Source organism: Pseudomonas sp. S37 (assembly GCF_016658545.1).
Taxonomy (GTDB): domain Bacteria; phylum Pseudomonadota; class Gammaproteobacteria; order Pseudomonadales; family Pseudomonadaceae; genus Aquipseudomonas.
Window position 1 is genome coordinate 30,515 of sequence record NZ_JACVZC010000012.1, and the last position, 21,568, is coordinate 52,082.

The 21,568-nt window shown below is 63.2% G+C and carries 21 protein-coding genes; 14 read left to right on the forward strand and 7 right to left on the reverse strand.

The annotated features are described in order from the left end of the window. Nucleotides 1-95 precede the first annotated feature (95 nt). Nucleotides 96-557 carry an Lrp/AsnC family transcriptional regulator gene (locus IAE39_RS06910; protein ID WP_201200644.1) on the reverse strand — a complete coding sequence of 154 codons (462 nt, stop codon included), beginning with the start codon at nucleotides 555-557 and terminating at the stop codon, nucleotides 96-98. Between the two features lie 93 nt (nucleotides 558-650). Between IAE39_RS06910 and IAE39_RS06915 the strand changes: the two genes are divergently transcribed. Next, a complete protein-coding gene (locus IAE39_RS06915; protein WP_201200729.1) occupies nucleotides 651-1,832 on the forward strand; it encodes a trans-sulfuration enzyme family protein in 1,182 nt (393 codons plus the stop codon). 104 nt (nucleotides 1,833-1,936) lie between these two features. Here IAE39_RS06915 and IAE39_RS06920 read toward each other — a convergent pair whose 3' ends face one another. Continuing rightward, the gene (locus tag IAE39_RS06920) at nucleotides 1,937-2,173 is read right to left on the reverse strand and encodes a YdcH family protein (RefSeq protein WP_201200645.1); all 237 of its coding nucleotides are present in this window, start codon (nucleotides 2,171-2,173) and stop codon (nucleotides 1,937-1,939) included. Between the two features lie 253 nt (nucleotides 2,174-2,426). Between IAE39_RS06920 and IAE39_RS06925 the strand changes: the two genes are divergently transcribed. The 4 genes from IAE39_RS06925 (at nucleotide 2,427) to IAE39_RS06940 (ending at nucleotide 6,526) form a co-directional block, all read left to right on the forward strand. Beyond that, nucleotides 2,427-4,064 (forward strand): phosphoethanolamine transferase, encoded by a 1,638-nt coding sequence (locus IAE39_RS06925; protein WP_201200646.1) that lies wholly within the window; start codon nucleotides 2,427-2,429, stop codon nucleotides 4,062-4,064. Nucleotides 4,065-4,167: 103 nt separating this feature from the next. Then, nucleotides 4,168-5,301, forward strand: a complete 1,134-nt coding sequence (gene rnd / locus IAE39_RS06930) for a ribonuclease D (RefSeq protein WP_201200648.1) — start codon at nucleotides 4,168-4,170, stop codon at nucleotides 5,299-5,301. After that, the gene (locus IAE39_RS06935; protein WP_201200650.1) at nucleotides 5,298-5,591 is read left to right on the forward strand and encodes a YcgL domain-containing protein; all 294 of its coding nucleotides are present in this window, start codon (nucleotides 5,298-5,300) and stop codon (nucleotides 5,589-5,591) included. Before rnd ends, IAE39_RS06935 begins: the two co-directional genes overlap by 4 nt. A 2-nt stretch (nucleotides 5,592-5,593) precedes the next feature. Then, nucleotides 5,594-6,526 carry a D-2-hydroxyacid dehydrogenase gene (locus tag IAE39_RS06940; RefSeq protein ID WP_201200652.1) on the forward strand — a complete coding sequence of 311 codons (933 nt, stop codon included), beginning with the start codon at nucleotides 5,594-5,596 and terminating at the stop codon, nucleotides 6,524-6,526. A 113-nt stretch (nucleotides 6,527-6,639) separates the two neighbouring features. On the opposite strand, the gene IAE39_RS06945 is transcribed toward IAE39_RS06940, so the two are convergent. Beyond that, nucleotides 6,640-7,233 carry a nitroreductase family protein gene (locus tag IAE39_RS06945; RefSeq protein WP_201200654.1) on the reverse strand — a complete coding sequence of 198 codons (594 nt, stop codon included), beginning with the start codon at nucleotides 7,231-7,233 and terminating at the stop codon, nucleotides 6,640-6,642. Nucleotides 7,234-7,377: 144 nt separating this feature from the next. Here IAE39_RS06945 and IAE39_RS06950 point away from each other — a divergent pair, with 144 nt between their 5' ends. Next, a complete protein-coding gene (locus IAE39_RS06950; RefSeq protein ID WP_201200656.1) occupies nucleotides 7,378-7,827 on the forward strand; it encodes a YcgN family cysteine cluster protein in 450 nt (149 codons plus the stop codon). A 41-nt stretch (nucleotides 7,828-7,868) separates the two neighbouring features. After that, nucleotides 7,869-9,077 carry a hypothetical protein gene (locus IAE39_RS06955; protein ID WP_201200658.1) on the forward strand — a complete coding sequence of 403 codons (1,209 nt, stop codon included), beginning with the start codon at nucleotides 7,869-7,871 and terminating at the stop codon, nucleotides 9,075-9,077. A gap of 249 nt (nucleotides 9,078-9,326) precedes the next feature. On the opposite strand, the gene IAE39_RS06960 is transcribed toward IAE39_RS06955, so the two are convergent. Beyond that, on the reverse strand, nucleotides 9,327-9,665 hold the full coding sequence (locus IAE39_RS06960) for a DUF2892 domain-containing protein (RefSeq protein ID WP_201200660.1): 339 nt from the start codon (nucleotides 9,663-9,665) through the stop codon (nucleotides 9,327-9,329). 273 nt (nucleotides 9,666-9,938) lie between these two features. Here IAE39_RS06960 and gabP point away from each other — a divergent pair, with 273 nt between their 5' ends. The 6 genes from gabP (at nucleotide 9,939) to IAE39_RS06990 (ending at nucleotide 17,735) form a co-directional block, all read left to right on the forward strand. Beyond that, a complete protein-coding gene (gabP, locus tag IAE39_RS06965; RefSeq protein ID WP_201200664.1) occupies nucleotides 9,939-11,336 on the forward strand; it encodes a GABA permease in 1,398 nt (465 codons plus the stop codon). Nucleotides 11,337-11,656: 320 nt separating this feature from the next. After that, complete coding sequence (locus IAE39_RS06970) at nucleotides 11,657-12,373, forward strand: GntR family transcriptional regulator (protein ID WP_201200665.1); 717 nt, start codon at nucleotides 11,657-11,659, stop codon at nucleotides 12,371-12,373. A gap of 62 nt (nucleotides 12,374-12,435) precedes the next feature. Beyond that, on the forward strand, nucleotides 12,436-13,755 hold the full coding sequence (locus IAE39_RS06975) for an NAD(P)/FAD-dependent oxidoreductase (protein ID WP_201200668.1): 1,320 nt from the start codon (nucleotides 12,436-12,438) through the stop codon (nucleotides 13,753-13,755). A 182-nt stretch (nucleotides 13,756-13,937) separates the two neighbouring features. Next, nucleotides 13,938-15,266 carry an MFS transporter gene (locus tag IAE39_RS06980; RefSeq protein ID WP_201200670.1) on the forward strand — a complete coding sequence of 443 codons (1,329 nt, stop codon included), beginning with the start codon at nucleotides 13,938-13,940 and terminating at the stop codon, nucleotides 15,264-15,266. A 71-nt stretch (nucleotides 15,267-15,337) separates the two neighbouring features. Next, nucleotides 15,338-16,231: a dihydrodipicolinate synthase family protein gene (locus IAE39_RS06985; protein ID WP_201200672.1), complete on the forward strand. Its 894-nt coding sequence runs from the start codon at nucleotides 15,338-15,340 to the stop codon at nucleotides 16,229-16,231. A 13-nt stretch (nucleotides 16,232-16,244) separates the two neighbouring features. Continuing rightward, entirely contained in the window at nucleotides 16,245-17,735 is a 1,491-nt protein-coding gene (locus IAE39_RS06990; protein WP_201200675.1) for an aldehyde dehydrogenase, read from the forward strand. A gap of 202 nt (nucleotides 17,736-17,937) precedes the next feature. Here the strand turns inward: IAE39_RS06990 and IAE39_RS06995 are convergent, their stop codons facing one another. Both IAE39_RS06995 and IAE39_RS07000 read right to left on the reverse strand, forming a co-directional pair. Then, on the reverse strand, nucleotides 17,938-18,408 hold the full coding sequence (locus IAE39_RS06995; protein WP_201200677.1) for an RNA methyltransferase: 471 nt from the start codon (nucleotides 18,406-18,408) through the stop codon (nucleotides 17,938-17,940). Nucleotides 18,409-18,479: 71 nt separating this feature from the next. Beyond that, the gene (locus tag IAE39_RS07000; protein ID WP_016488597.1) at nucleotides 18,480-18,851 is read right to left on the reverse strand and encodes a YajD family HNH nuclease; all 372 of its coding nucleotides are present in this window, start codon (nucleotides 18,849-18,851) and stop codon (nucleotides 18,480-18,482) included. 133 nt (nucleotides 18,852-18,984) lie between these two features. Between IAE39_RS07000 and IAE39_RS07005 the strand changes: the two genes are divergently transcribed. Beyond that, the gene (locus tag IAE39_RS07005; protein WP_201200679.1) at nucleotides 18,985-19,263 is read left to right on the forward strand and encodes a hypothetical protein; all 279 of its coding nucleotides are present in this window, start codon (nucleotides 18,985-18,987) and stop codon (nucleotides 19,261-19,263) included. Nucleotides 19,264-19,422: 159 nt separating this feature from the next. Here IAE39_RS07005 and IAE39_RS07010 read toward each other — a convergent pair whose 3' ends face one another. Continuing rightward, nucleotides 19,423-21,465, reverse strand: a complete 2,043-nt coding sequence (locus IAE39_RS07010) for a S9 family peptidase (protein WP_201200681.1) — start codon at nucleotides 21,463-21,465, stop codon at nucleotides 19,423-19,425. Nucleotides 21,466-21,568 lie beyond the last annotated feature (103 nt).

Here is a 21,568-nt window from a genome sequence, read left to right on the forward strand (position 1 = left end):
TCGCGGGTAAACCCGCTCCCACAGGGACTCCACAGTCCTCAAGGTTTTGGTGAACCTGTGGGAGCGGGCGAGCCCGCGAAGAATCCAGCACCTATTCAGGCACGGTTCACCGGGTAAGCCGTGGTGTACTTCATCTGCTCCATGGCAAAGCTGGAGGTAATGTTCGACAGCCCATCGGTGCTGGTAATCAGCTTTTTGTAAAACCGGTCATACGCCGCAATATCCCTCACCACCACCCGCAGCATATAGTCCCAGTCCCCCGACATGCGGTAGAACTCCATCACTTCCTCGAACCCGGTCACGGTCGCGGCAAACTGCTCCAGCCAGGCGCTGTCGTGGCGCTGGGTCTTGAGCTGGACGAACACGGTAAGCCCCAACCCCAGCTTCTCCGGGTCGAGCAGGGCGACACGGCCAACAATGTAGCCGTCCTCCTCCAGGCGCTTGACCCGCTTCCAGCACGGCGTGGTAGACAGGTTGACGGCCTCGGCCAGGTCTTTCAGCGAAATCGAGGCATCGCGCTGAAGCAGGGTAAGAATGTGCTGGTCGAAACTGTCCATATCGCGCGTTGGCCGTGCCGGAAAAATATTTCACAGATTACCCCAAGCCCAGAAGATTTGGCTTGTGCCATAGTGGCGGCTTTCATTCTGCCAATGGGCCTGACCATGTCCGACAAGCCGCGCAATTTCGCCACCCGTACCATCCACGCCGGCGAGCAGTTCAGCGTTGCCGACAACGCCATTTTCCCGGCCATCGTCACCGCCAGCTCGTTCACCAAGCGCAGCCTGGACGACAAGCCGGAGTACTCCTACAGCCGCGTCGGCAACCCCACCCGGCATGCCTATGAAACCTGTGTCGCCGCGCTGGAAGAGGGCGTGGGTGCGGTCGCCTGCGCCTCGGGGGTGAATGCCACTGCCACGGTGCTGGAACTGCTGCCCAAGGATGCCCACGTGGTGGTGATGAACGGCGTGTACGGCGGCACCTTCCGCATCATGGAAGACTACCGCAGCCGCACTTCGGGCCTGACCACCACCTATGTCGACCTCAACGACCTCGACGCCGTGGCTGCCGCGATCAAGCCAGAAACCCAGCTGATCTGGATCGAGTCGCCGACCAACCCGTTGCTGCACCTCGTCGACATCAAGGCCGTGTGCGACCTGGCCAAGGCGCGCGGCATTCTCACCTGCATCGACAATACCTTCTGCTCGCCCTGGAACCAGCGCCCGATCACCCTGGGCGTTGACCTGGTGATGCACTCGGCCAGCAAGTACATCGGCGGCCACTCCGACCTCACCGGTGGCGTGGTAGTGGCGGCCAACGATGCGCTGCTGGCGCGCCTGCGCCGCATCAGCATGGCGATTGGTGCGGTACAGGGGCCGTTCGACTGCTACCTGGCCCTGCGTGGCCTGAAAACCCTGGATGTACGCATGGAGCGCCAGTGCAGCAATGCCCTGCAGGTAGCACGCTTCCTCGAGGGCCACGCGCAGGTCGAGCAGGTGTATTACCCGGGGCTGGAGAGCCACCCGCAACATGAGCTGTGCAAACGCCAGATGCGCAGTGGCGGGGCGGTGGTGGCGATGAAGGTGAAAGGCGACCGCGCCGCGCTCAACCGCCTGGTAGAGGCGCTGCAGATCTTTGTACTGGCCGACTCGCTGGGTGGCGTGGAGAGCATGATCAACCACTCGTGGAGCATGTCGCACTGCTCGCTGAGCCCGGAGCAGAAAGGCGTGATGGGGATCAGCGAGAACCTGCTGCGGTTGTCGGTGGGGATCGAGGATTACCGCGACCTGGTCGAGGACCTGGATGGGGCGTTGCAGGCTTTGATTGCTGTGTAAGGGCTGCTGGCCTATTCGCGGGTGAACCCGCTCCTACAAGGTACGCGGTCCGATGTAGGAGCGGGTTCACCCGCGAAGAGGCCAGTGAATTCAATACATTTCCATCAGGATTTGGGCGGATGAATGATCCGTTCGATCTTGTCCTTGATCAGCAAGCGCTCCCTGCGCAGCTGGTTGACGGCCTCGTCGTAGGTGCCGTTGCCTTCGGCGGCGACCACCTCTTTGTCCTTGGCGTTGTATTCCTTGTGCAGCGAATGCAGCGCCTGGTCCTTGTCCATGAGCGCCTGGAATGCATCAGCGGTAACGTGCAGGTCAGCGAGCAGATCATGCGGAACTGGCATTTCTTCACCTCTGTCAGGGGTTGTCGGTAAGGTCCTGACCTCTGAGGATAGCCGTCTTTGCGTAGCCTGGTGACGGCTGCCTGGCTGAATGGCAGCTGAACGGCTTTCACGTATTTGATAAAAGACGCCTGTTCACGAAATTGCTACCGACTTTTTCACAAAAAATTGATGACGCACTTTCTAGAGTTCGCCCAACTTTCCCACGGTGCCATCCGGCCTGGGGGTTGATAATCACTCTTGATTGCGAACGCTGATGCTCAACTTCAAATCCCTGCGGACTGAATGGGTCACGCTGCTGGCCAGCCTTTACCTGCTGATCGGCTTCAACATGTTCCTCTGGGAACACCTGCAAGAGGTTGTGCCCCCCGGGCTGTCGGGGCTGTGGCTGAGCCTGGCGTTTGCCGTGCTGATGCTGTTCGCCTTCAATCTGGTCCTCACCTTTTTTGCCTTCCGCTATGTATTGAAACCGTTGCTCATTGTGTTGTTCATGAGTGGCGCGGGCGTGGCTTACTTCATGAACCAGTACGGCGTACTTATTGATGCCGGCATGTTCCGTAATATGGCCGAGACCAATGTTGCGGAAGTGCGTGACCTGATGTCGTTCAAGTTTGCCGCCTATATCTTGCTACTGGGTGTATTGCCTTCGGTGCTTTTGTGGAAGGCGCCTATCGCCTATCGCCGCTGGCACCGCGAGTTGCTCGGCAAGCTGGTGGTCAGTGGCGCCTGCGTGGTGGCGCTTGGCTCGGTGGCGCTGGTCAACTATCAAGGGCTGTCGTCGCTGTTTCGCAATCACCACGAACTGCGCCTGATGCTTACCCCGAGCAATATCGTCGGCGCCTCCATTGGTTATGTCAGTGAGCGCGTCGGTACGGCGTCGCGCCCGTTCCAGCTTTACGGCGAAGATGCCAAGCGCGATGCCGCCTGGCAAAAACACGAGCGCAAGTCGCTGACCGTGCTGGTGGTGGGTGAAAGTGCCCGGGCAGACCACTTTGGCGTGCTGGGCTATGACCGCGATACCACACCGAACCTGGCCAAGGAACAGGGCCTGCTGGCGTTCTCCGATGTGCACTCGTGCGGCACTGAAACAGCCGTGTCGGTGCCGTGCATGTTCTCCGGCATGAAGCGCAAGGACTACGATGCCCGGGTGGCGAAAAACCGTGAAGGGCTGCTGGATATCCTCCAGCGTGCCGGCCTGGCCGTGCAGTGGCGCGACAACCAGTCGGGCTGCAAGGGCACCTGCGACCGCGTGCAGTTCATTGATGTCAGCAACCTCAAGGACCCGCAGCTGTGCGCCAATGGCGAATGCCATGACCAGATCCTGCTGCAGGGCCTGGACGAACTGATCGACAACCTCGACAAGGACACCGTGCTGGTGCTGCACCAGATGGGCAGCCACGGCCCCGAGTACTTCAAACGCTACCCCAACGGCGGCGAACGTTTCACCCCGGTATGCAAGAGCAACGCGCTGAACCAGTGCAGTGAAGAAGAGATCATCAACGGCTACGACAACACCCTGGCCTATACCGACAAAGTGCTGGCTTCGCTGATCGATACCTTGCGCAGCAAGCAGGACAAGGTCGACACGGCGATGATCTACCTGTCCGACCATGGCGAGTCGCTGGGTGAGTACAACCTGTTCCTGCACGGCACACCGTACGCCATCGCCCCTGAGCAACAGAAACACGTACCGCTGCTGACCTGGTTCTCCGACAGCTACAAGGAGGACTTCGGCGTCGATACCGACTGCCTGGCCAAGCTCGGCGATGCCCCGCTGTCGCAGGACAACCTGTTCCACTCGATGCTCGGCCTGCTGCAGGTGCACACCGAGGTCTACCAGCAGTCGCTGGATATGTTCGCCAGCTGCCGCCCCTGGCTGGCGGCCAAGCGCTGACGCCTCACAAACTGCACCATTGATCGATATCAAGGATGGCCCGGGTTTCACCAGCAGTGCCCGCGCCGTATATACTGCGCGCCAATGTTAGTGGGAGAGCCTTGTGGCCATCGAAATTCACTGGATCCGTGACGACCAGAGCCTGGCCGAACACTGCCGCGACTGGCACCAGCTGCCCTTTGTCGCCGTCGATACCGAATTCATGCGGGTCGACACCTTTTACCCGAAAGCCGGGCTGATCCAGATCGGCGACGGCCAGCGGGCCTTCCTGATCGACCCGTTGCTGATCGGCAACTGGCAACCGTTGGCCGACCTGCTGGAAGACAGCGGCGTGGTCAAGGTGCTGCACGCCTGCAGCGAAGACCTCGAGGTGCTGCTGCGCCTGACCGGCAAGCTGCCCCAACCGCTGTTCGACACCCAGCTGGCCGCCGGTTACCTGAACCTGGGCTTCTCCATGGGCTATTCGCGCCTGGTGCAGGAAGTGCTGGGCATCGAGCTGCCCAAGGGTGAAACCCGCTCCGACTGGTTGCAGCGCCCGCTATCGGAAACCCAGGTCAGCTACGCTGCCGAGGATGCCGTGCACCTCGCCGAGCTGTTCACCGCGCTGCGCCCGCGCCTGAGTGACGACAAGTACGCCTGGGTGCTGGAGGACGGTGCCGAGCTGGTGGCCGCCTTGCGCCGCGAAGTCGAACCCGAAAGCCTGTACCGCGACGTCAAGCTGGCCTGGAAGCTGGCCCCGCAGCAACTGGCAGTACTGCGCGAGCTGTGCGCCTGGCGTGAGCGTGAAGCGCGCAGCCGCGATGTGCCGCGCAACCGCATCCTCAAGGAGCACTCGCTGTGGCCCATGGCCAAGGGCCAGCCGAACAACCTGTCGGCACTGGCCAAGATCGACGAGATGCACCCGCGCACCATTCGTCAGGACGGTGAGTACCTGATCCAGCTGATCAAGCGCGCCGCCAGCCTGCCGCCCGAGCAGTGGCCAGCGCCTTTGCCCGAGCCGCTGCCGATCGAAGCCGCCGGCATCCTCAAGCAGCTGCGCGCCATCGGCCAGGCCGAAGGCGAGCGCCTGGGCATTGCCCCCGAGCTGATGCTGCGCAAGAAAGCCCTGGAGGCGCTGCTCAAGAGCGGCTACCCCAATGGCCCTTATCAATTGCCCGATTCGCTGCGCGGCTGGCGCCGTGAGCGCATGGGCCAGGCCCTGCTGGACAGCCTTGCAGGCGCTGGAGAAACCCGATGAAACGCATTTGCTCGATTTACAAGAGCCCCCGCAAGAACGAAATGTACCTGTACGTGCTCAAGGCCGATGGCCTGGAGCGCGTGCCCGAAGGCCTGCTGCCGTTCTTCGGCACCCCAGTGCACGCCTTCGACCTGGTGCTCAGCCCCGAGCGCAAGCTGGCCCGCGAAGACATCACCAAGGTGCTGGAAAACCTCGACAACCAGGGCTATCACCTGCAGATGCCGCCGCCGGATGACGACTACATCGAGCACCTGCCCGAAGAGCTGCTGCGCCGTAACGACCCGGCCTGATCATGCGCGTACTGATTGCCGAGCATGACCATGCCCGCTACGCCGAGCTTTTGCGCGCAGCCGCGCCTGAAGTGGAAATCCTGACCAGTGGCGACTCGGCCGAACTGGCCCGCCAGGCACCCCGGTGCCCGGTGTGGCTGGGCCAGCCAGACCTGCTGGCGAGCTTGCTGCGCCAGGGCCACAAGCCCGAGTGGGTACAGTCGACCTGGGCCGGCATCACGCCGTTGCTGGCCGACGGCTTGCCGCGTGATTACCGCCTGACCCGTGCGGTGGGTATCTTTGGCCAGGTGATGGCCGAATACATGCTTACCTACCTGCTAGGCCATGAGCGCGAGGTGCTGTCGCGCCTGGTCAGCCAGGTCGAGCGGCGCTGGGACGACCGCCCGGGGCGCACCCTGGAAGGGCGCAAGGTGCTGATCGTGGGCACCGGCGACATCGGCCAGCGCGTGGCCGAGTTCCTGCAGCCGTTTGGCGTGGTGCTGTACGGAGTTGCCAGCAGCGCCCGTGAACAGGCACCGTTCGTCGAAGTGGCGGCGCTGGCCGACCTGCCGCGCATGGTTGGCCAGGTCGACTACGTGCTCAACCTGCTGCCGGATACCCCGGCTACCCACGACCTGTACGACACGGCGCTGTTCAAGTGCTTCCAGCCTACGGCGCTGTTCATCAATGCCGGGCGTGGCGCGGCAGTGGTGGATGCTGACTTGGTAGAGGCGCTGAAAGAGGGCCATCTGGCCGGGGCAGTGATCGATGTGTGCCGGCAGGAGCCGCTGCCCAAGCAGCACCCGTTCTGGACGGCCTGGGGCTTGCTGCTGACCGGGCACAGCTCGGCGCCCACCTCGCCAGCGGCGATGGTGCGGTTGTTTGTCGAGAATGTGCGGGCGTATGAAGCAGGGCAGGGGATGCGTGGTGAAGTCGACTTCGCCCGGGGTTATTGATTTGTAGTGCTTGTACGGGCCTCTTCGCGGGTGAACCCGCTCCTACATCGGGTGGTGATCCCCTTGTAGGAGCGGGTTTACCCGCGAAGAGGCCGGTACAGACGACACAAGGCTTACAGGCTGAAATCACCCTCAGCCGCCAGCTCACTCAGCGGCTTGCGCGGGCTAGGCACTTCACGCGACTGCAGCGCTTCGTCCAGGCTGGCCTTGTCACCCAGCTTGCCGATCGCCACCATGGCATGCAGCACATAGCCTTCAGGAATCTTCAACTCCTGACGTGCCAGCTCCTGGTCGAAACCGGCCATGCCGTGGGTATGCCAGCCACTGATGCTGGCCTGCAGGGCCAGGTGCCCCCAGGCGGAGCCGGTGTCGAAGGTGTGCCACAGCGCCGGTTTTTCTTCGGTGGCACCCGGGGCGCCGAAGGTGGTCTTGGAGATCACCATCACCAGCGCCGACGCCTGTTGCGCCCAGCTGCGGTTGAACGGCACCAGCAGGCTCAGGTAACGCTCCCAGCTCGGCGTATCACGGCGGGCATACAGGAAGCGCCAAGGCTGCGAGTTGTACGCCGACGGTGCCCAGCGGGCGGCTTCCAGGAAGCTCAGCAGGGTCTCTTCGCTGATCGGCTCGGCGGTGAAGGCGCGTGGCGACCAGCGGTTGATGAACTGCTCGTTGATGGCGTAATCGGCAATGCGGGGGTTGGCGCTCATGGCGGCTCCTGCAAAAGGACGGGAAACGCGCACGCTACTGCGTCCCGTCGCGACTGACAAGCGGTCTGGCTTTGCCGAAGGCCAGGCTCTAGACTGGCGCCGCCGCGCGCCGTGGCCTCAAGATGAATGCAGGAAACCCGTGTAATGATCGCTGAAAACGCGCCGTTCTGGCGGCGCAAGACCCTCGAACAACTCAACCCGCAAGAGTGGGAGTCGCTGTGCGACGGCTGCGGCCTGTGCTGCCTGCAAAAGCTCGAGGACGAGGACGACAACAGCGTTTACTACACGCGCATTGCCTGCAAGTTGCTGGACCTGCAAACCTGCCAGTGCAGCGACTACCCCAACCGCTTCGCCCAGGTGCCAGACTGCATCCAGCTCACCCCGGGCAAGGCTGACCAGTTTACCTGGCTGCCGAGCACCTGCGGTTACCGCCTGGTCAGTGAGGGCAAGGACCTGCCTGCCTGGCATCACCTGGTCTGCGGCGATCGCCAGCAGGTCCATGAACAGCGCATTTCCCAGGCGGGGCGTATGCTCAGGGAGCAGGATGTGCACGAAGACGACTGGGAAGACCACCTGATTTTCCGCGCCAGCTGACCGGCGCGGCCCGCTGCCACGGGGAAACAAGGAGTTTCTGTATGCGTTGCCAGCTGTTGTTGCTGTTGGGCCTGATGGCCAGTGCGCCCGCCTGGGCGAAAAAGGTCAATCTCGACTACGAAGTGCGCCTGCTGCCTGCCAGCGGCCAGGCGGAAGTTCGCCTGACCTTGGCTGACGGCAGCGCGGTGCGCAGCCTTGACTTCGACCTGGGCAAGGCCGGGGCCTACAGCGGCTTCCAGGCCGATGGCCAATGGCAACTGAAAGGTCAGCGCGGGGTATGGCAGCCTGCGGCCGGCAAGACCAGCCTAAGCTACCGCGTGCTGCTGGACCAGAAGCTTGCCAGCGGCGCGTTTTCGTCGCGTATCACCCCGCACTGGGCGCTGTTCCTGGGCGACCAGTTGGTGCCGCCCGCACGCCTCGACCAGCAGGATGGGACCGAGCTGGTGGCGCGCCTGGCATTCGACCTGCCGGAGGGCTGGAAGAGCATCGAGACGTCCTGGCCGCGCGTCGGCAAGGACAAGTTCCGCATCGACAATGTATCGCGCCTGTTCGACCGCCCTACTGGCTGGATGCTCGCCGGTGACTTGGGCAGCCGCCGCGCCCGCCTGGGCGAAACCGACGTGACCGTGGCCGCGCCGGTGGGGCAGGGCATGCGGCGCATGGACAGCCTGACCTTGCTCACCTTCGTCTGGCCGCAGTTGCAGGCGGTATTCCCGCGCAACCCGCCGAAGCTTTTGCTGGTGGGCGCACGTGACGGCATGTGGCGCGGAGCGATGGCGGCGCAGGGCTCGTTGTACCTGCACAGTGCTCGGCCGATGGTCAGCGAGAACGGCAGCAGCCCGTTGTTGCGTGAAGTGGTGCAGTTGTTTGCGCAGATTCGTGGGCGTGACAACAGTGACTGGCTGGTGGAAAGCCTGACCGACTATTACGCCAGTGAGTTGTTGCGCCGTTCCGGCGGGGTGAGCGATGACCGCTACCAGGCCTGGCAGGCGCGCCTGAGCAAGCAGGGCGCCAAGGTCACCCGGCTCAAGGGCGAGCGCGCCACCCCGGCCCAGGTGGCCCGTGGAGTGATGCTGCTGCAGGCGCTGGACAAGGAAATCCGCATTCACACCCAGGCCAAGCGCTCGCTGGACGATGTGGTGCGCGGGTTGATGCGCTTGCCGAGCGTGAGCACCGAAGAGTTCGTGCAGATCAGCGAGAATGTGCTGGGGCGGCGGTCCGAGGTGTTGCAGAGCAAGGCGTTGCGTTAGACATCTCTATCGCCTGTGCCGGCCTCTTCGCGGGTAAACCCGCTCCTACAGGGCAATCACCGCCCGTTGTAGGAGCGGGTTTACCCGCGAATAGGCCCGCACAGGCCAGTGATATCCCTGCAGCCATGAGCGCCCTGTGGGAGCGGGTTTACCCGCGAAAAGGCCGGCACAGGCCAGTGATGTCCCTGCAGCCATCAGCGACCTGTGGGAGGCTTGCCGGCGATAGGGCCAGCACAGGCAATGCATTAATCAACCGCCAGCCAACGGATCCTTGCCCGTCACCGTCACCCCGCGCGTCGCCGCCTTGGCGCTGGCCTTCAACGCCTCCAGCTCCGCCGCACTACGCTCGATATCCAACCGCAACCGCTGATACTCCCGGCGATGCCGCTGCCACCAGGCCTTGGTCGAGCAATGCCCGCTGACCCCACGCGCCACGGCCAGCCCGCCCACCACCATCTGCAGCAATCCGACCAGGCCGCCATGGCGCAGCCCCTTGCTGAACATCAGCGCGCCCCCCGCCAACGAACTGACCCGCTCCAGACCCTGGACATTGTGCTGCGACGACGCAGCGGAATGGATATCGAGCATGACAACCCCTCCATGTGAAATGTAAGCAGCTGACCCGCAGCGCGCCGCCCGCGTTCATTCAGGTCGCCCAGCGGCAACTCATGTCGCCTTCAGGGCTCTGCCATGCAGCTTTCAGCGCTGCCAATGTCATCTATGGTCAAGTCCGTGGCGGATTCAGGCAACTTGAGTGCCCCCTCGCTGGCGTACCGTGACCGGGCGCGAAGCTCATCCACGCTGGGTTTCGATCCAGGAGCTTCACGTCCCCCCACAAAGAAAACAAAAGCAGGGATCAGGATGACAATGACAAGCGCGAGTGGCGCCGGCAATCAGCTGGCGCAAGGCTTCAAGCAACGCCATGTGACCATGCTGTCCATCGCCGGGGTGATCGGTGCCGGGTTGTTCATCGGCTCCGGGCACGCCATCGCGGCGGCCGGCCCTTCGGCCATCGTCGCCTACGCACTGGCAGGTGCGCTGGTGGTGCTGGTCATGCGCATGCTCGGGGAAATGGCGGTCGCCAGCCCCGATACCGGCTCGTTCTCCACCTACGCCGACCGCGCCATCGGTCGTTGGGCCGGCTTTACCATCGGCTGGTTGTACTGGTGGTTCTGGGTGCTGGTGATTCCCATCGAAGCCATTGCCGCCGGCGTGGTGCTCAACAACTGGTTCCCGCACATCGATGCCTGGTTCTTCGCCCTGAGCATGACCGTGCTGCTGACCGCCACCAACCTGTTCAGCGTGGCCAAGTACGGCGAATTCGAGTTCTGGTTCGCCATGCTCAAGGTCATCGCCATCGTTGCCTTCATCGCCTTGGGCGCAGCGGCGTTGGCCGGGGTGCTGCCGGGTCGTGAAGTCAGTGGTCTGCCACTGCTGCTGCAGCAGGAGGGCGGCTTCATGCCCAATGGCTGGACGGCGATCATCGGCGCCTTGCTTACCACCATGTTCAGCTACCTGGGTACCGAAGCGGTGACCATCGCCGCCTCCGAGTCGAAAGACCCGGCGCGCAACATCGCCAAGGCCACCCGCTCGGTGATCTGGCGCATCAGCGTGTTCTACCTGCTGTCGATCTTCGTGATCATCTCGGTGGTGCCATGGAACGACCCACTGCTGCCGGTGCAGGGCTCGTACCAGCGCGCACTGGAAATCATGCACATCCCTTACGCCAAGCTGCTGGTGGACATGGTGGTGCTGGTGGCAGTAGCCAGTTGCCTGAACTCGTCGATCTACATTTCGTCGCGGATGCTTTACTCGCTGAGCAAGCGGGGTGATGCGCCGGGCTTCATCCAGCGCACCTCCAAGGTAGGCGTGCCGCGTGCGGCGGTGATCGGCAGCACGCTGATCGGCATGCTGGCAACCATCGTCAACTACTTTGCCCCGGCCGAGGTGTTTGCCTTCCTGCTGGCCAGCTCCGGGTCGATTGCCTTGCTGGTGTACCTGGCGATTGCCTTCTCGCAACTGCGCATGCGCGCCATCCTGCAGCGGCAGAACGTGGAGATTGCCTTCAAGATGTGGCTGTATCCCTGGCTGACCTATGCAGTGATCGGTTTCATCATCTTTGCCCTGGGCACCATGTTTGTCATGCCCAAGCACCGTATGGAAGTGTCGCTGACCTTGGCGTTGGCGCTGGTGATCCTGGCGCTGGGGGTGATTACCAGCAGGCGGCATGCGCGGCGGGAGGCGCTGGCGACCGCGTAATGGGATATGCGTGATTGAAAGAAAGCCATCTGCCTGCAGGTGGCTTTTTTGTTTGTGCGGTCCCTGTGGGAGCGGGTTCACCCGCGAAGAGGCCGGCACATTTTGCCCATTTGTCTGATCTGGATAATTACCTGTCCGGTTTGGCAATGCAGCCCCCAGGGTGTTTAATTCCACCTTTGGGCCCTCTTGAACCCCCTAAAAACAAAGGCCCAGGCAGATTTCACCGTTCATCGAAAATGCTGTAGACACATTGTCTAACAGTGCCATATAGTCGTTATACAAATAGTAGACATAGCTCTATGACAACAAAGAAGGCCGCCATGAAAGCCAGTGCTCAACCACTCATCGCTGAAGTGCCGCAGGACCGCAAAGCCGTCCTTGCCGAAGCACTGCGCCGCCGGATCCTCAGCATGGAACTGGCCCCGGGCGCGGTGGTGGACGAACTGGCCCTGTGCGACGAATTTGGCCTTTCGCGCCCCCCGGTCCGTGAGCTGCTGCGCCAGATCGCAGCCGAAGGCTACATCGAACTGGAAGCCAACCGCGCGCCACGCGTCGCCGCCATGAACCACGAGTCGCTGCACAGCTTCTACGTTGCCGCGCCGCTTATCTACGTGGCCACCACCCAGCTGGCCGCCACCTACGCCAGTGCCGATGAAATCGAAGTGCTCAAGGCCATCCAGGCTAAATTCCGCCAGGCCATCGAAGAGCGCGACGTGGAAAACCGCGTGCTCTACAACGACGCCTTCCACCTCGAAATCGGCAAGATGGCGCACAACGATTACCTGATGCCAAGCCTGCGCCGGCTGCTGATCGACCATACCCGCCTGGGCAAGATTTTCTACCGCCACCCGACCACCGACGACATGCAGCGCGACCTCGAGATCGCCTGCGAACAGCACGAGCAGATGATCGAAGCCATCGAGCGCCGTGATGCGCCCACCGCTGGCCAGTTGGCGCGTGAACACATGGAACTGTCGCGTCGGCGCATGGCTGAGTACGCCGCACCGCAAGGGCTGGATGTACCGATCCAGATATGAAATACCCCGGTCGGGCCACTGGCGCTGACCACTCGTCAAACAACAAGATCCAGGTTAGTGACATGACAAGAATAAGTTCGTTACCTGCCGATGATGCCACCTGTGGCTGGTATCACCTGAGCAAGCCCCGCACGCCAAGGCCGGCCCACAATGGTCACAGCCAGGCGCGTTGGGTAGTGGTCGGCGCCGGCTTTACCGGCCTGGCCGCTGCGCGGCAGCTGGCAACGAACTTTCCGGATGACGAGATCGTGCTGATCGAGGCGCAGGAGGTCGGCTTTGGCACCTCCGGGCGCAACGCCGGCTTTGCCATCGACCTGCCGCACGACATCGGCGCCGAGGACTACATTGGCGACATCGACATCGCCAAGACCGTGCTCAAGCTCAACCTGGGCGGCCAGTCGTACCTGAAGGAACTGATCGAACGCTACGACATCGAGTGCCAGTTCCGCCACTGCGGCAAATACCAGGCGGCCATCGAAGACCGTGGCATTGCCGTGCTGGATGCCTATCGCCGTGGCCTGGACAAGCTTGGCCAGCCTTACGAAGTGATCGAAGGCCGCGATCTGCCAGACCACATCGGCACGCACTTCTACCGCAAGGGCCTGTTCACCCCTGGCACCGCTTTGCTGCAGCCCTCGGCACTGGTCAAAGGCCTGGCCGACAGCCTGCCGAGCAATGTTTCGCTGTACGAGCACACGCCGATCACCGACGTCGAGTACGGTGACAAGGTCGTGTTGCGCCACGCCAACGGTTCGATTACCGCCGACAAGCTGGTGCTCACGACCAATGCCTTTGGCATGAGCTTCGGCTTCCTCAAGGGCCGCATGCTGCCGGTGTTCACCTACGGCAGTATCACCCGCCCGCTGACCGAGGAAGAGCAGGCGCGCCTGGGCGGCAAGCCGTACTGGGGCGTGATCCCTGCCGACCCGTTCGGCACCACCATGCGCCGCACCGTCGACAACCGCCTGCTGATCCGCAACAGTTTCAGCTACAACCCCGACGGGCGCAGCAACCGCAAGTACCTGGAGCGATTTGTCGAGCGCCACCGCGAATCGTTCGCCCGGCGTTTCCCGATGTTGCCCGGGGTGAACTTCGAATACACCTGGGGCGGTGCACTGGCATTGTCGCGCAACCACATGGGCTTCTTTGGCAAGTTGGCGCCCAATGTGGTCGGCGCACTGTGCTGCAACGGCTTGGGCGTTACCCGGGGCACGGTCACCGGCAAGTTGCTGGCCGACTGGCTGGCCGGTGACAAGAACGAACTGATCGAATTCCTGCTCAATGCCCCCGGGCCTTGCGCAAACCCGCCGCAGCCCCTGGTTTCCCTGGGCCTGAACGCCAACCTGATGTGGGGGCAGTTCCGCGCTGGCAAAGAAAGCTGATCGATAACAGGCAATAGGCATAGAACAGAAAGGTCGGCGTCGATAACGCCGGCACGGGCTCACGCAGCCTGAAATTGACGGCCGGTAGTAATTACCGGGTACCCGGGGCTGAACAGTGTTTTCAGTTTCGCGGGCACGCTCGCCTTGAATTTGTGCATGTAGCAGACGTGGTAGGAACAATAATGACAAGTCCGAATGTTTCGATTGAAGAAGTACCGATCAACAACTTTCACCAGTTGCTGACCCTGCGTTCCGGTGGCGGCTCGTTCGTCGACGGTTATGTACTGAGCATCATCGGCGTGGCCATGGTGCAGATGTCCGCGGGCCTGAGCCTGACCAGTTTCTGGCAGGGCATGATTGCCGCCTCGGCGCTGATCGGGATTTTCTTCGGTGGCTTCTTCGGCGGTTGGCTGACCGACCGTTTCGGCCGCAAGCGCGTGTTCTTCGTCGGCCCGACCCTGTTTATCCTGGCCTCGGTGGCGCAGTTCTGGGTGGAGTCGGCGCTGGCCCTGTTCCTGCTGCGCTTTGCCATCGGCATTGCGGTGGGCATCGAGTACCCGGTGGCCACTTCGCTGCTGGTGGAGTTCCTGCCCAAGAAAAACCGTGGCCCACGCCTGGCCACCCTGACCGTGCTGTGGTTCGCCGGTGCGGCCACCGCCTACATGGTCGGTGAAGCCATCCTGCGCCACGGCGGTGACGATGCCTGGCGCCTGGTGCTGGCCAGTGCCGCGGTGATTGGCGCGCTGCTGTTCGCCATTCGCCTGGGTACCCCGGAATCGCCACGCTGGCTGATCAGCAAAGGCCGTTCGGCTGAAGCCGAGCAGGTGATCAAGCGCGTGTACGGCAATGGCTTCTCGCTGAGCAACCTGCCGGAAGAGCCCAAGTCGCGCAAGCTGTCGTTCATTAGCCTGCTGCACTCCGGCTACGGCAAACGCATGCTGTTCGTCACCATGTTCTGGACCTGCTCGGTGATCCCGGTGTTCGCCGTCTACGCTTTCGCCCCGAAGGTGTTGGGTGCGCTCAACCTGAAAGGGGACTGGGCAGCCATCGGTTCGGTCGCCATCACTTGCCTGTTCGTGGTCGGTTGCATCATCGGCACCCGCCTGCTGAACACCATTGGCCGCCGTACCACACTGCTGCACAGCTTCTTCTGGTCGGGGCTGGCACTGCTGGGCCTGGGCGCCTTCAGCAACGGCAACGAGATGCTCATCCTCGCCCTGTTCGGCGCCTACGCGCTGTTCATCGGCGGCGCCCAGGTGCTGCAGCTGGTCTACCCCAACGAACTGTTCCCCACCGAGATCCGCGCTGGCGCGGTGGGCGTGGGCACCTCGATGTCGCGTATCGGCGCAGCCGTCGGCACCTGGCTGGTGCCCATCGCCCTGGATAGCTACGGCATCGGCGCAACCATGTATGCCGCCGCCGCCGTGACCTTCGTCGGCCTGGCCTTCTCGGTCGCGCTGGCACCGGAAACCCGTTCGCTGAACCTGCAACAAGCGGCATCGCTGAGCTGAACCCAAACAACCCACCGCAGCGACGCTGCTGCGGGCTATACCACACTGAGCAACGCACTGGAGAACCTACCGTGAAATTCCAAGGCATCTATACCCCGGCAATCACCCCGCTGGCTGCGGACGGCTCGATCGACAAGGCGGCGTTCGCCGAGGTCCTCGAATACCTGGTCGAGTCGAAGATCCACGGCGTCATCATTGGCGGCTCCACCGGCGAGTACTACGCCCACACCACCCAGGAGCGCATCGAGCTGGCTGCCCAGGCCAAGGACGTGCTCAATGGCCGCCTGCCGCTGATCGTCGGCACCGGTGGCATCCGCACCGAAGATGCCGTGGCGTTCGCCCAGCATGCCAAGGAAATCAAGGCTGACGCGCTGCTGGTCGGTACCCCACCGTACGCGTTGCCGACCCAGCAGGAAATCGCCCTGCACGTCAAAGCCGTCGACGCCGCCGCCGGCCTGCCGATCATGCTCTACAACTACCCGGGCCGCATGAGCGTGAGCATGGGCGAGGAGTTCTTCGACGCCGTTGCCGACGTGAAGAACATCGTCGCCATCAAGGAAAGCTCCGGTGACATGGCCCAGCTGCACCGCCTGGCCATCCAGCGCCCGAACATCCAGTTGTCGTGCGGCTGGGACGATCAGGCCCTGGAGTTCTTCGCCTGGGGCGCCCAGAGCTGGGTCTGCGCCGGCTCCAACTTCATCCCGCGCGAGCACGTAGCCTTGTATGAGGCCTGCGTGATCGAGAAGAACTTCGACAAAGGCCGCAAGATCATGAGCGCCATGATGCCGCTGATGGACTTCCTCGAAGGTGGCAAGTTCGTTCAGGCGATCAAGAACGGCGTGGCCCTGAACGGCCTGAAGACCGGTGGCGTGCGCAAGCCGCTGTACGACCTGGATGACGCCGAGAAGCAAGAACTCAAGCGCGTGGTCACCGAGCTGAAAGCCACCATCGCCCAGATCCAATAAGGAGGCCGGAAAAATGGCTGAATTGCTGAGCAAGGAACAATACGCGGCCATCGCCGCCGAACTGCAACTGCGCACCCAGGCGTTCATCGACGGTGAGTTCCGCGACGCCATCTCCGGTCGCACCTTCGTCACCACCAACCCGGCCACCGGCAAGCAGCTGGCCGAGGTCGCCGCCTGCGACGTCAATGACGTCAACGTGGCCGTGGCCGCGGCCAAGCGTGTGTTCGAAGAAGGCACCTGGTCGAAGATGCAGCCGAATGACCGCAAGCACGTGCTGCAGAAGTTCGCCCAGCTGCTGGAAGACAACGCCCACGAGCTGGCGGTGCTGGAAGCGCTGGACAGCGGCAAGCCGGTCAGCGAGTGCCAGACCGTCGACGTGCCGGAAACCATCCACACCATCCGCTGGCACGCCGAGCTGATCGACAAGATCTACGACGCCACCGCCCCGACCGGCAACGCTGCCGTGACCATGGTGGTGCGTGAAGCCATCGGCGTGGTCGGCCTGGTACTGCCGTGGAACTTCCCGCTGCTGATGCTGGCCTGGAAGATCGCCCCGTCGCTGGCCGCCGGTTGCTCGATCGTGGTCAAGCCAGCCAAGGAAACCACCCTCAGCGCCCTGCGCGTGGCCGAACTGGCCCACGAGGCCGGCATTCCGGCTGGCGTGTTCAACCTGGTGCCTGGTGGTGGCCGCGAAGTGGGTGAGGCCATCGGCCGCCACATGGACATCCCGATGGTCAGCTTCACCGGTTCCACCGACACCGGTCGCCTGTTCCTGAAATACGCTGCCGAGTCCAACCTCAAGCGCATCGTTTTGGAGCTGGGTGGCAAGAACCCGGCCGTGGTCATGAACGACTGTGAAGACCTCGACGAAGTGGCCCAGTTCGTCACCGCCGGTGCGTTCTGGAACATGGGCGAGAACTGCTCCGCCTCGTCGCGCCTGATCGTGCACAAGGACGTCAAGGACGAGTTGCTGGGCCTGATCGCCAAGCACCTGAAGGACTGGAAGCTGGGCGACCCGCTGGACCCGGACAACCGCCTGGGCGCGATGGTCAGCAAGTCGCACTTCGAGAAGGTCAAGTCGTATCTGGAATATGCTGCCGAGCAGAAACTCAGCATCGTTCAGGGCGGCGAAACCGAAGAAGGCGTGTTCGTGCAGCCGACCATCGTCGACAACGTTGGCCGCGACAACAAACTGTTCGTCGAGGAAATCTTTGGCCCGGTGCTGAGCGTGACCAGCTTCGAGACCATCGACGAAGCGATCGAGCTGGCCAACGATACCGTTTACGGCCTGGCCGCTTCGGCTTACACCGGCAGCCTGCGCAATGCGCTGCGCCTGTCGCGTGAAATCCGCGCGGGCGTGGTAACGGTCAACTGCTTCGGTGAGGGGGATGTGACCACGCCGTTCGGGGGCTACAAGGAGTCTGGCTTTGGTGGGCGCGACAAGTCCATCTGGGCCCATGACCAATACACGGAGCTGAAGACCATCTGGATCAACGCTTCGTGATCTGAGCAAGACCGGTGCTGTTCTGACGGAGTTCGGCACCTGGCCGCCCTGTGTTTGCAGGGCTGGCCCTTTCGCGGGTGAACCCGCTCCCACAGGATCTCCACTGCCTTGATGGTTGTGCGTTACTTGTGGGAGCGGGTTCATCGAGGCGTCGAACCGCCGCGAAGAGGCCGGCCCTGCTACCACAATGGCGGCCTTTTTATTACTTGAACTTGGGCCCCGACCGGGTATTCAGCCCCTTGGCCATCCGGTCATATAGCACCACATTCACCGTCGCCGCCAGGTTCATGCAACCCTCGGTCGGTATGTAGATCGTCTCTTCACACCACCCCCGCACCTCTTCGCTCAGCGAACCATCCTCCGGCCCGAAGATGTAGATGGCCCGGTCCGGGTGGGTGTACTCCGGCAATGGCCGCGCCCCTTCCACCAGCTCCACCGCCACCGGCGTGCAGCCCAGCGGAACGATACGTTGCAGGTCGTCGATGCCGATCAGCGGGATGTCGTAGTGCACGCGCTTGGTGTCGGTGACGAAGTCACGCGCGCGTTCGTACCGTTTGCCGGTGTAAAACACCGAATTGACGCCATAGCAGCCCGCGGCGCGCATTACCGAGCCGACGTTTTCTGGGGACTTGGGGTTGAACAGGCCGATGCAGCTGTATCGTTTGTTTGCCACGTACCGGGGCCCTTCGCGAAAAAAGCGCGATTATACGGGCTGCCCGGTAGCAGCGGGGGGCGAATCGATGGTCAGTCTTTCTTCAGCATGCCGGCCAACGCAGCGAACGGGTTGTGGGTGGCCTTGGCGATGCTCGGGGTGCTGGTGGAGCCTTCGCTGAAGTACTGCTGGTCGGTGTAGCGCGAGTGCTCGTTGTCGTGGCAGTACAGGCACAGCAGCTCCCAGTTGGAGCCGTCCTGCGGGTTGTTGTCGTGGTTGTGGTCACGGTGGTGCACGGTCAGCTCGCTCAGGCGCTTGCCGGCGAACTCGCGGGCGCAGCGGCCGCATACGTGCGGGTACATTCTCAGGGCCTTGTCGCGGTAGCCCATTTCCTTGTCGCGCTTGGCATCGGCAAGGATGCGGTCCAGGCGCGCGGTGGCGGCGGCGGAAGAGGTGGAACTCATGGGTGTTTCCTTTGTTCTGATCAGGCAAGTGACGGTTATGCCATTGAGTCTAGCGCGCTTGCAGGGCAGGCGGACAGGCGAAAGCTTTGATTTAGGCGTAGCCTGTAGGAAGGTTCCCGACAGGAGGTTGCTGATGTTTCATGCGATCCTCGCCGCGCTGGTCATGGCCGGCCTGCCCATGGCCGAAGCCGCCAGCACGCCACCCCGGCTGACCACGCCGGTGCCCGGTGCGCCGGGTACGCCTACGCCTACGCCATACCCGCAGATAACCCCGAGTACGCCGCCCAAGGCTTATGACAGCCAGCCGGGGGCGCCGTTGTTGCCACCGATGCCGGTGCCGGGGCCGCCGAAGGACCAGCCATTGCCCGGGTTGCGGCCGGAGCCGGCGAAGCCGGTGGTGGATGATGATTGAATAAAGCCAGCCTGCACCGGCTTCTGTTGGAGGCCCGTGGTCCCTGTGGGAGCGGGTTCACCCGCGAACACGGGCGAAGCCCGTGCCATCCACCGCGGTGTCTTCTTCGCGGGTAAACCCGCTCCCACAGGGGGCGGCGCGGGTATTCAACGCTGGATTTTACGCCACCCCTAATTCGCCAAACACGAACGCATACTCCAGCGCCACATCCTTCAACCCCTGATACCGCCCGCTCATCCCGCCATGCCCGGCGCCCATCTCGGTCTTGAGCAGCAGCAAGTTGCCGTCAGTCTTCAGCGTGCGCAGCCGCGCCACCCACTTGGCCGCTTCCCAGTACTGCACGCGGCTGTCGTTGTAGCCCGCCACCACCAGCATCGCCGGGTAGGCCTGTGCCTTCACGTTCTCGTAGGGCGCATAAGCCTTGATCCGCGCGTACACCTCCGGCTCCTCAGGGTTGCCCCATTCGTCGTACTCGGTCACGGTCAACGGCAGCTCGGGGTCGAGCATGGTGTTGAGCACGTCGACGAACGGCACTTCGGCAATCGCACAGCGGAACAGCTCGGGGCGCAGGTTGAGCACCGCGCCAATCAACAGGCCGCCAGCGCTGCCACCACTGATCGCCAGCCGATCGGCGCCGGTCACGCCCTCGGCGATCAGGTGCTCGGCACAGGCGATGAAGTCGCTGAAGGTATTGTGTTTGTGCGCCTGCTTGCCGGCGCGGTACCACGCTTCGCCCAGTTCGCCGCCACCCCGTACATGGGCGATGGCAAAGGCTACGCCGCGCTGCAGCAGGCTCAGGCGCGCATGCGAGAACCACGGGTCGAGGCTTTCGCCATAGGCGCCGTAGCCATACAGGTACAGCGGCACGGTCTGGCCCAGGTCCTGGCGGCGGCGCACCAGGCTGATCGGTACCTGGGTGCCATCGGCGGCTGTGGCCCACAGGCGCTCGCTGACATAGTCGTCGGCATCGAACGCACCCAGAACCGGGGTTTGCTTAAGTACGGCCTGGGCGCCTGTGGCCAGCTCCAGCTGGCGTACCTGGGCCGGGCGGTTGAGGGCTTCGTAACGCAGGCGCAGGCGTGGGCTGGCGAACTCCAGGCTGTCTTGCACATACAGGCTGTAGGCCGCATCCGGCAGCTCGACGCGGTAGCCCGGCAGGCCTTGCGGGCGCACTTCGATGATCGGCAGGCCGCCTTCGCGCAGGCTCAGGGTCAGCGCGCCGGCATTCAGGCTGAGGCCTTCGAGCATGATCGCGTCACGGTGCGCCACCAGCACTTGCCATTGTTCACGGCTGGGCACCGGCGCCACCGGGGCGTGATACAGGGCGAAGTTGATGCCGTCCTGGTTGGTGCGGATAAACCAACGCCACTCGCCGTCGAGCTGGCCGTGGTCGGGGAAGTATTCGTGGCCTTCGACCCGCGGCGCCAGGCAGACGAAGGGCGCCTGCGGGGTTTGCGCGTCGAGTACCCAGGCTTCGCTGGTGGTCTTGCTGTTCAGCAGCAGCACCAGCTGGCGCTCGGAGCTGGTGCGGTAGCAATGCAGGAAGAAGCGCCCGTCGGGCTCTTCGAACACGGTCTGTGCGCCGGCACTGCCCAGGGTATGGCGGCGCAGGCGCCATGGCCGGTGGGTGTCGTCCAGTTCGGCGAAGAACAGCGTCTGGCTGTCGTTGGCCCAGGTCAGGCTGCCGTCGCAGTCATCGAAGGGCAGGGCAGTGACGTTGCCGCTGGCCAGGTCCTTGACGTACAGGCTGTAGACCTCGTCGCCACTGGTATCGAGGCTGTAGGCCAGCAGGCGGTGGTCGGGGCTGACGTTGAACGCGCCAAGCGAAAGAAAACCGCCGTTGGCCAGGGCGTTGGGGTCGAGCAGCAACTGTTCCTGGCTTTCATCGACCGTGTTGGAGTCGTCGGCCGGGCGCGGGCAGCGGTAGTGGCGCGGGTACTCGTCGCCGGCAGTGGTGCGGGTGTAATACAGGTACGGGCCCCAGGGTGATGGCAACGACAGGTCGGTTTCCTGGATGCGGCCCTTGATCTCTTCGAACAGCTGCTCGCGCAGTTGTGCCTGGTTGGCCAGGCAAGCTTCCTGGTAGGTGTTTTCGGCTTGCAGGTAGGCGAGTACCCCGGGGGTGTCGCGTTGTTGCAGCCAGGCGTACGGGTCGGCGGCCTGGTCGGCGTGGGCAATCGGGGGTTGGGGCTTGGTTGGCATTGAGGGTCTCTTGGTTGGGGTTGCCTGTGCTGGCCTCTTCGCGGGTAAACCCGCTCCTACAGCCCGGAAAAGTGTTTATCATAGGCAACTCTTTGCCTGGCTT